Origin of the sequence: Mycolicibacter sinensis, from assembly GCF_001667945.1 — a bacterium.
Lineage (GTDB): Bacteria > Actinomycetota > Actinomycetes > Mycobacteriales > Mycobacteriaceae > Mycobacterium > Mycobacterium sinense_B.
The window spans coordinates 1-8581 of the sequence record NZ_LZJK01000099.1 but is presented as its reverse complement, the minus strand read 5'-3'; the positions used below and the strand labels follow the sequence as shown (position 1 = coordinate 8581).

The following is an 8581-nucleotide window of genomic DNA, read 5'->3' as shown; positions in this document are numbered from 1 at the left end:
GACTGACCGCGGCGCGGGGCGCGCCCCCGGGCCCGCCCCCCCCCGGCCGGGGGGGGGGGCCCCCCCCCCGGCCCCCCCGGCACGGGCACGGGGGGGCGCCCGGGGGGGGGGGGCCGCACCCCCCGCCCCCCCCGCGGGACCGGGCGGAGGGTGCGGCACATCGGCGATGGTGTGCCACAGCGCGGTGTACCAGGGGTCACCGCTGGGACCGATGTTCCCGGGCTCGACACCCGGCTCGCCCGGCACCTCGGCGGTCGCGGGCAGCTGGACCTGATAGGGAATCTCGCCGGGCATGACGAAGCCGAGCCGCTCCCGCGCCTGCGCCCGGTGGTTGACCCCGCCGACCTGGACGTGGTGGGCCGGCAACTGGGCCGAGAGCCGCGCGGCGTCCTGGAGATCTCTTACCGCTGCCCCAACGGCGAGCCCGCCGTGGTGAAGACAGCGCCGAAACTGCCTGACGGGACACCGTTTCCGACGCTGTACTACCTGACTCACCCGGTGTTGACCGCCGCGGCCAGCCGGCTGGAGTCCTCGGGTCTGATGGCCGACATGACCGACCGGCTGCAGCACGACCCGGCTCTGGCCGCCCGCTACCGGGCCGCCCACGAGTCCTTTCTCGCCGAACGGGATGCGATCGAGCCGCTGGGGACCACGTTTTCCGGCGGCGGGATGCCCGACCGGGTGAAGTGCCTGCATGTGCTGATCGCCCATGCGCTGGCCAAGGGCCGCGGGGTCAACCCGTTCGGCGACGAGGCGTTGGCGATCCTGGCCGCCGAGCCGGGGATGGCCGGGATTCTGGTGCCGGAGGAGTGGCTATGACGCGCGTCGCCGGAATCGATTGCGGCACCAATTCGATTCGTCTGCTGATCGCCGACGCGCGCGAGGGACGCCTGTACGACGTACACCGCGAGATGCAGGTGGTGCGGCTGGGCGAAGGCGTCGACGCGACCGGACGGTTCGCCTCGGGCGCCTTGGAGCGCACCCGGGCGGCCCTGGCGGATTACACCGAATTGCTGAGCGCCCATGATGTTTCACGGGTGCGGATGGTGGCGACCTCGGCTACCCGCGATGCGGCCAATCGTGACGAGTTCTTCGCCATGACCGCACAGGTGCTGGGTGCGGCCGTTCCCGGCGCGGTAGCCGAGGTGATCACCGGCCACCAGGAGGCGGAACTGTCCTTTCGCGGCGCGGTAGGCGAATTGGCCGCTGCCGCTGGGCCGTTCGTGGTCGTCGACCTCGGTGGTGGTTCCACCGAGGTGGTGCTGGGCGATCCCGACAACGGGGTGTCGGCCAGTTTCTCGGCGGACATCGGCTGTGTCCGGCTGACCGAACGCTGTCTGCACTCGGACCCGCCGACCCCCGCTGAGGTCGCCACGGCCCGCGGCGTCGCCCGCGAACTGCTGGGCGAAGCCCTGCGCGCGGTGCCGGTGCAGCACGCGAAGACCTGGGTGGGAGTGGCGGGCACCATGACGACGCTCTCGGCGCTGGCGCATGGCCTGACCGAATACGACGCGGGGGCAATTCACCTGTCCCGGGTGGGTTTGCGCGACCTGTGGACGGTCTGCGATCGATTGATCGGCATGAGCCGCGAACAGCGGGCCGCGCTGGGGCCCATGCACCCCGGTCGCGTCGACGTGATCGGCGGCGGGGCGATAGTCGTGCAGGAACTCGCGCAGGCCTTGGCCGAGCGCGCCGGGATCGAGGAACTGGTGGTCAGCGAACACGACATCCTGGATGGCATCGCGTTGTCGATCGCTTAGCCGCGGTCCGCGTTATCGGGTCGTAAAGGTCAGCTGCTTAAGCGTAAAGAAAGCGTCAACGGTCACGGCCACGCCTGCCGATCGGGTCTAGCTTCATCGCAGACCCGGTCGGGTTCTCGAGAACGGAGAACAGGTGGCTGTCGTGGCTTACCTACTGCTGACGGTGGTGATCTTCGCACTTCTCGGCAGGGTATTGACGTTGGTTGAGCGGCTATGAGCCCCACCAACGCAGTCGCTCTGGCGCTGGCCGTACTGGCGGTGGCGCTGCTCCTTGCCGCACTGCTGTTCCCGGAGAGGTTCTAATTGGGTACGGCCGCTGCGGGTGTCTTCTTCCTGGCGTCGTTGGTCATCGTCCTGGCGCTGGTGCACGCCCCGCTGGGCGATTACATGTATCGGGTCTACGCCCGCGAAACACACTCGCGCAGTGAGCGGTTCGTCTATCGGTTGATCGGTGTCAACCCGGACTCCGACCAGACCTGGGCTGGCTATGCGCGCAGCGTGCTGGCGTTTTCCGCTGTGTGCGTGGTGTTTCTGTTCGCTCTGCAGCTCGTGCAGGGCAAGCTTCCGCTGCACCTGGCTGACACGGCGACACCGATGACACCGGGGTTGGCGTGGAACACCGCGGTCAGTTTTGTCACCAACACCAACTGGCAGGCCTACGCCGGAGAATCGACGCAGGGTCATCTGGTGCAGATGGCCGGTCTGGCGGTACAGAACTTCGTCTCCGCCGCCGTCGGCATGGCGGTCGCCATGGCATTCGTCCGCGGTTTCGTCGGTCGGGGCACCGCGGTGCTGGGCAGTTTTTGGGTTGATCTGGTTCGCGGGATATGGCGGATCCTGCTGCCCATCTCGGTCATCGGCGCGACGGTGTTGATCGCCGGCGGGGTCGTGCAGAACTTTCACCTCAACGACCAGACCGTAACGACTCTGACCGGCGCGCCGCAGACCCTTCCAGGTGGCCCGGTGGCCGGCCAGGAAGCAATAAAGCTGTTGGGCACCAACGGTGGTGGCTTCTACAACGCCAACTCCGCGCATCCGTTCGAGAACCCGACCGGGTGGACCAACTGGGTCGAGATCTTCCTGGTGTTGGTCATCGCATTCTCCCTGCCCCGCACCTTCGGCCGCATGGTGGACAACACCAAACAGGGCCACGCCATCACCGCCGTGATGGCCGTACTCGCGCTCACCAGCGTCAGCCTGCTCTGCTGGTCGCAGCTGGCCCACCATGGCACCGTTCCCACCGCGGCCGGAGCCGCGACCGAGGGGGTCGAGCAGCGGCTGGGGGTGGCCGACTCGGCGGTCTTCGCCACGGCGACCACGCTGACCTCTACCGGCGCGGTGGACTCCACGCACGACTCCTACACCAGTCTGGGCGGCCTGATGGCGATGGTCGACATGCAGCTCGGGGAGGTCGCCCCCGGCGGGGTCGGCTCGGGCCTGTACGGCATGCTGATCCTCGCGGTCATCACCGTGTTCGTCGCCGGATTGATGGTCGGCCGCACCCCGGAACACCTGGGGAAAAAGATCGGCGCACGCGAGATCAAGCTAGCCGCAGGCTATTTCCTGGTGATGCCGCTGGTCGTGCTGTGCGGAACGGCGACCTCGATCGCGCTGCCGGGCCTGGGTGCGGCTATAGGCAACACCGGGCCGCACGGGCTGTCCGAGGTGCTCTACGCGTTCACCTCCGCGGCGAACAACAACGGTTCGGCGTTCGCGGGCCTGGCGGCCGACACCCAGTGGTATGAGATCTCGCTGGGGATCGCGATGCTGCTCGGCAGATTCGTGCCGATCATCCTGGTGCTGGCGCTGGCCGGGACGCTTGCTGCGCAGGGCCGGATTCCGGAATCCCTCGGCACGCTGCCCACCCACAAGCCCCAGTTCGTCGGATTAGTCGTCGGGGTGACCGTCATCCTGGTCGCCCTCACCTTCCTGCCGGCGCTGGCACTGGGGCCACTTGCTGAAGGACTGCACTGAGATGCACTCGGCCCCAAGCACTTCGCTGCTGACGGCGCTGCCGATGGCGGTGCGCAAACTCGATCCCCGCACCCTGTGGCGCAACCCGGTGATGCTTATCGTCGAGGTCGGCGCCGTGTGGTCCACGGTGCTGGCCACCGGCCAGCCGACCTGGTTCGGCTGGCTCACGGTGTGCTGGTTGTGGCTGACCGTCCTCGTCGCCAACCTGGCCGAGGCGGTCGCCGAAGGCCGCGGGAAGGCGCAGGCCGCCGCCCTGCGAAAATCCAAGTCGCACAGCGTGGCGCGCCGGTTGCGCGGCTGGGCACCCGACACACCGGGGACCGAAGAAGAGGTCGCCGCGCCGCTGCTGCAACGGGGCGACATCGTCGTCGTCGAAGCGGGCCAGATCATCCCCGGCGACGGCGACGTGGTGGAGGGCATCGCCTCGGTGGACGAATCGGCGATCACCGGCGAATCAGCTCCGGTGATCCGCGAATCCGGCGGCGACCGTTCGGCGGTCACCGGCGGAACGCTGGTGCTCTCGGATCGCATCGTGGTCCGGATCACCCAGCAACCCGGACAAAGCTTCGTGGACCGGATGATCGCGCTCGTCGAGGGCGCCAACCGCCAGAAGACCCCAAACGAGATCGCCCTGAACATCCTGCTGGCCGCGCTGACGCTCATCTTCGTGGTCGCCGTCGCCACGCTGCAGCCGTTGGCGATCTATGCCAAGGCCACCAACGCGGGTGTCGCGGACACCGCGGCACTCGACAGCAACGGTGTCACCGGAATCGTGCTGGTGGCTCTGCTGGTCTGCCTGATCCCCACCACGATCGGGGCGCTGTTGTCGGCCATCGGGATTGCCGGGATGGACCGGCTGGTGCAGCGCAATGTGTTGGCCATGTCGGGCCGGGCGGTAGAGGCAGCCGGCGACGTCAACACCCTGCTGTTGGACAAGACCGGCACGATCACCCTGGGCAATCGGCAAGCGTCGGAGTTCCTTCCGGTCACCGGGGTAACCGCCGCCGAGCTTGCCGACGCCGCGCAGCTGTCCAGCCTCGCCGACGAAACCCCCGAAGGCCGTTCGGTTGTCGTCTATGCCAAAGACGCCTACGGGCTGCGAGCCAGGACACCGGGGGAGCTCACGGCGACCTCATGGGTCGAGTTCAGCGCGGTGACCCGGATGTCCGGCGTTGATGTCGACGGACGCCAATTGCGCAAAGGTGCTGCCAATTCCGTCAGCGACTGGGTGCGCGGCCACGGCGGTGACATTCCTGCCGAACTCGGCCGGATCGTCGACGGCATCAGCGCGGCCGGCGGCACGCCGCTGGTGGTCGGCGAGGTGCTCACCGGCGGGCCCGCCCGGGTGCTCGGTGTCATCCACCTGCGCGACGTGGTCAAGCAGGGGATGCGCGAGCGCTTCGACGCGATGCGCCGGATGGGTATCCGGACCGTGATGATCACCGGAGACAACCCGTTGACCGCCAAGTCGATTGCCGACGAGGCGGGGGTTGACGACTTCCTCGCCGAGGCCACCCCGGAAGACAAGCTGATGCTGATCAAACGCGAGCAGCAGGGCGGTCGGCTGGTCGCGATGACCGGCGATGGCACCAACGACGCACCGGCGCTGGCGCAGGCCGATGTCGGGGTGGCGATGAATACCGGCACCAGCGCCGCCAAGGAGGCGGGCAACATGGTGGACCTGGACTCCGACCCCACCAAGCTCATCGAGATCGTGGAGATCGGCAAACAGCTGCTGATCACCCGCGGCGCGCTGACCACCTTCTCGATCGCCAACGACATCGCCAAGTACTTCGCGATCATCCCGGCGCTGTTCGTTGCGCTCTTTCCCGGCCTCGGCCTGCTCAACGTGATGCGGTTGCACAGCCCGCAATCGGCGATCCTGTCGGCGGTGATCTTCAACGCGCTGGTCATCGCCGCGCTGATTCCGTTGGCGCTGCGCGGGGTGCGCTATCTGCCCGGCAGCGCCGCCACGCTGCTCAGCCGCAACCTCGCGGTCTACGGCCTGGGCGGCATCGTGGCCCCGTTCGTCGGGATCAAGCTCATCGACCTGTTGGTTCAACTACTGCCCGGGATGGCGTGACATGGGAGTTCGGGAGCCGATTCGCCGCCATGGGGCCGCGCTGCGTGCGCTGCTGGTATTGACCGCCATGCTCGGGGCCGGCTACCCGGCGTTGGTCTGGGTGGTCGCGCAGGCGCCGGGCTTGCATGAGAGGGCCGAAGGCTCGCTGGTCACCGGCCCCGGTGGCCGGCCGGTCGCAAGTGCTCTGATCGGCCAGTCTTTCACCGACGCCGCCGGCGGGCCGCTGCCGCAGTACTTCCAGGGCAGGCCGTCGGGGGCCGGCTATGACGCCTTGGTCAGCGGCGCAAGCAATCTGGGCCCGGAGAGCATCGTCGACGCGCCGGGCCGGCCGAGCCTGCTCAGCCAGGTCTGCGCCCGCAGCGTCGCGGTGGCCGAGGCCGAAGGGCTGGACGCGGGGGCCGGGGCGCGACCGTTCTGCACAGCCAGTGGAAAGGGCGCTGTGCTGGCGGTATTCGGCCCGCGAGACCGCAGCGGCACTGTCGCTCATCCGGCGCGGGTGGTCAGCGTCAACGACGCGTGCTTCCTGGGCAGCGAGCCGTTCCTGACCAGCTATCACGGCGTCCGGGTGGACTGTGCCCGACCGGGCGAGGACTACTCGGCCGGCCAGATCGTGCCGATCCGGGGCACGGCGCCCGCACACCCACGGATTCCGGCCGACGCCGTCACCGCCAGCGCCAGCGGCCTGGACCCGGACATCTCACCGGATTACGCCGATCTTCAGGTCTACCGGGTCGCCAAGGCCCGGGGAATCGGCGCCGATCAGGTCCGCGCTGTCGTCCGCGCCCACCAGAGCGGCCGACTGCTCGGCTTCCTCGGTGAGCCCCACGTCAACGTGGTGGCGGTCAACCTGGAACTCGACCACAAGTATCCTGTCGCCGGCTGCTGCGCCGGTGGATGATGCTGTGGTGAGTGCTGTCGGCCTCCGCGGCAGACGCGGCGAGTTGCGTATCTATCTGGGTGCCGCCCCGGGCGTGGGCAAAACCTACGCCATGCTCGGGGAGGCCCATCGCCGGCTGGAACGGGGCACCGACCTGGTCGCCGCCGTCGTGGAGACCCACGGCCGGAAGAAGACAGCGGAACTGCTGGACGGAATCGAGGTCGTACCGCCGCTTTTGATCGACTACCGGGGCAAGCGTTTCCCCGAGCTCGACGTCCCCGCGGTGCTGGCTCGGCGGCCGCAGGTAGTGCTCGTCGACGAGTTGGCCCACACCAACACACCGGGCAGCGCGAACCGCAAGCGGTGGCAGGACGTCGAGCAACTGCTCGCCGCCGGGATCACGGTGATCTCGACGGTCAACGTGCAGCATCTGGAGAGCCTCAACGACGTCGTCGCCGAGATCACCGGAATACAGCAGCAAGAGACGGTGCCGGATTCGTTCGTCCGTCAGGCCGCACAGATCGAGCTGGTCGACATCGCACCCGAAGCGTTGCGCCGCAGGCTCGCCCACGGCAACGTCTACGCGCCGGAGCAGGTCGACGCAGCGCTGTCCAACTACTTCCGCAGCGGAAACCTCACTGCGCTAAGGGAATTGGCGCTACTTTGGGTGGCCGACCAGGTAGACGCCGCCCTGGCCACCTACCGCGCCGACAAAAAGATCACCGCAACCTGGGAGGCGCGCGAACGCATCGTGGCGGCGGTGACCGGAGGCCCGGAGTCCGAGACACTGGTGCGGCGGGCCTCCCGGATCGCATCCAAGGCCGGCGGCGAACTGCTGGTGCTGCACGTGCTGCGCGACGGCGATTCCGTTGCGCCGGCGCCGCGCGTGGGCCAGATCCGCCAACTGGCGGTCAGCCTGGGCGCGTCCCTGCACACCGTGATCGGCGATGACGTGCCAGCCGCGTTGCTCGACTTCGCCCGTGACGTCAACGCCACCCAACTGGTGATCGGCAGCTCGCGGCGTTCGCGCTGGGCCCGCATCCTCGACGAGGGCGTCGGTGCGGCGGTGGTGCAGCAATCCGGCGATATCGACGTGCACATCGTCACCGACGAGGACACCAAGCCGAACTTCCGGGCGGTGTCGATCTCCCCGCGGGAGCGGCGCGCGGCGTCCTGGCTGGCCGCGATCGCCGTCCCGTGCCTGGTCTGCGCGATCGTGGTCGGCTGGCTGGATCACTACCTCAACAGCGGGCAAAGCGCCCTGTTCGTGGTCGGGGTGCTGGTGGTGGCACTGCTCGGCGGTATCGCGCCGGCCGTGCTGTCGGCATTGCTGTCGGGTGTGCTGCTCAACTATTTCCTGCTCGCGCCGCGCGGCGATTTCGCCATCGCCGAACACGACGCCGCGGTGACCGAGGTGGTGCTGCTGCTGGTGGCGGTCGCGGTGGCGGCACTGGTCGACAGCACGGCCAAACGATCCCGCGAGGCCGGCCGCGCCTCGCGGGAAGCCGAGTTGATGACACTGTTCGCCGGATCGGTGCTGCGCGGAGCGGATCTGGACAGCCTGCTGGAACGGGTGCGCGAGACCTACACGCAACGCTCGGTGAGCCTGGTACGGGTGCCGAGCGGAGCCGCGGCCCCCGAACAGCCCGAGGTCGTCGCTTCGGTCGGCGAGAACCCCTGCATGTCGGTGGCTCTCGCCGACACCGCGATCGATGTCGGCGACAACGAGTTTTGGATGTTGATGGCCGGCCGCCAGTTGGCCTCCCGGGACCGCCGGGTGCTGTCGGTGGTGGCGCGGCAGGCCGCGGGACTGGTACGCCAGGAGGAATTGGCGGTCGAAGCGGGGAGGGCCGACGCCGTGATGCGCACCGACGAACTGCGCCGCTC

The 8581-nt window shown here is 68.7% G+C and carries 7 protein-coding genes and 1 pseudogene; 7 read left to right on the top strand and 1 reads right to left on the bottom strand.

Annotated elements, in window-relative coordinates; genetic code table 11:
* Nucleotides 1-324: pseudogene (locus A5694_RS25290) on the bottom strand (hypothetical protein); the annotation flags it as partial.
* A gap of 3 nt (nt 325-327) precedes the next feature.
* On the opposite strand from A5694_RS25290, the gene A5694_RS13920 reads away from it, so the two are divergent.
* The 7 genes from A5694_RS13920 to A5694_RS13895 all read left to right on the top strand — a co-directional run.
* A complete protein-coding gene (locus A5694_RS13920) occupies nt 328-819 on the top strand; it encodes a DUF501 domain-containing protein (protein ID WP_064922424.1) in 492 nt (163 codons plus the stop codon).
* Nucleotides 816-1760, top strand: a complete 945-nt coding sequence (locus tag A5694_RS13915; protein ID WP_064922423.1) for a Ppx/GppA phosphatase family protein — start codon at nt 816-818, stop codon at nt 1758-1760. The genes A5694_RS13920 and A5694_RS13915 overlap by 4 nt, the downstream gene beginning before the upstream one ends.
* Nucleotides 1761-1973: 213 nt before the next feature.
* Nucleotides 1974-2063 (top strand): potassium-transporting ATPase subunit F, encoded by a 90-nt coding sequence (locus A5694_RS23695; RefSeq protein ID WP_131809585.1) that lies wholly within the window; start codon nt 1974-1976, stop codon nt 2061-2063.
* Nucleotides 2064-3734, top strand: a complete 1671-nt coding sequence (gene kdpA, locus A5694_RS13910) for a potassium-transporting ATPase subunit KdpA (protein ID WP_064922422.1) — start codon at nt 2064-2066, stop codon at nt 3732-3734.
* 1 nt (nt 3735) lies between these two features.
* A complete protein-coding gene (gene kdpB / locus A5694_RS13905) occupies nt 3736-5817 on the top strand; it encodes a potassium-transporting ATPase subunit KdpB (protein WP_082952664.1) in 2082 nt (693 codons plus the stop codon).
* A 1-nt stretch (nt 5818) separates the two neighbouring features.
* Entirely contained in the window at nt 5819-6715 is an 897-nt protein-coding gene (locus A5694_RS13900) for a potassium-transporting ATPase subunit C (protein ID WP_064922420.1), read from the top strand.
* A gap of 7 nt (nt 6716-6722) precedes the next feature.
* Nucleotides 6723-8581: sensor histidine kinase (locus tag A5694_RS13895; RefSeq protein WP_082952665.1), on the top strand; the 1859-nt coding region annotated here is incomplete at its 3' end.

Coding starts and splice junctions, on each gene's coding strand:
- A5694_RS13915 (WP_064922423.1), top strand. CDS start 816: ATGACGCGCGTCGCCGGAATCGATTGCGGCACCAATTCGATTCGTCTG.
- A5694_RS23695 (WP_131809585.1), top strand. CDS start 1,974: ATGAGCCCCACCAACGCAGTCGCTCTGGCGCTGGCCGTACTGGCGGTG.
- kdpB (WP_082952664.1), top strand. CDS start 3,736: ATGCACTCGGCCCCAAGCACTTCGCTGCTGACGGCGCTGCCGATGGCG.
- A5694_RS13900 (WP_064922420.1), top strand. CDS start 5,819: ATGGGAGTTCGGGAGCCGATTCGCCGCCATGGGGCCGCGCTGCGTGCG.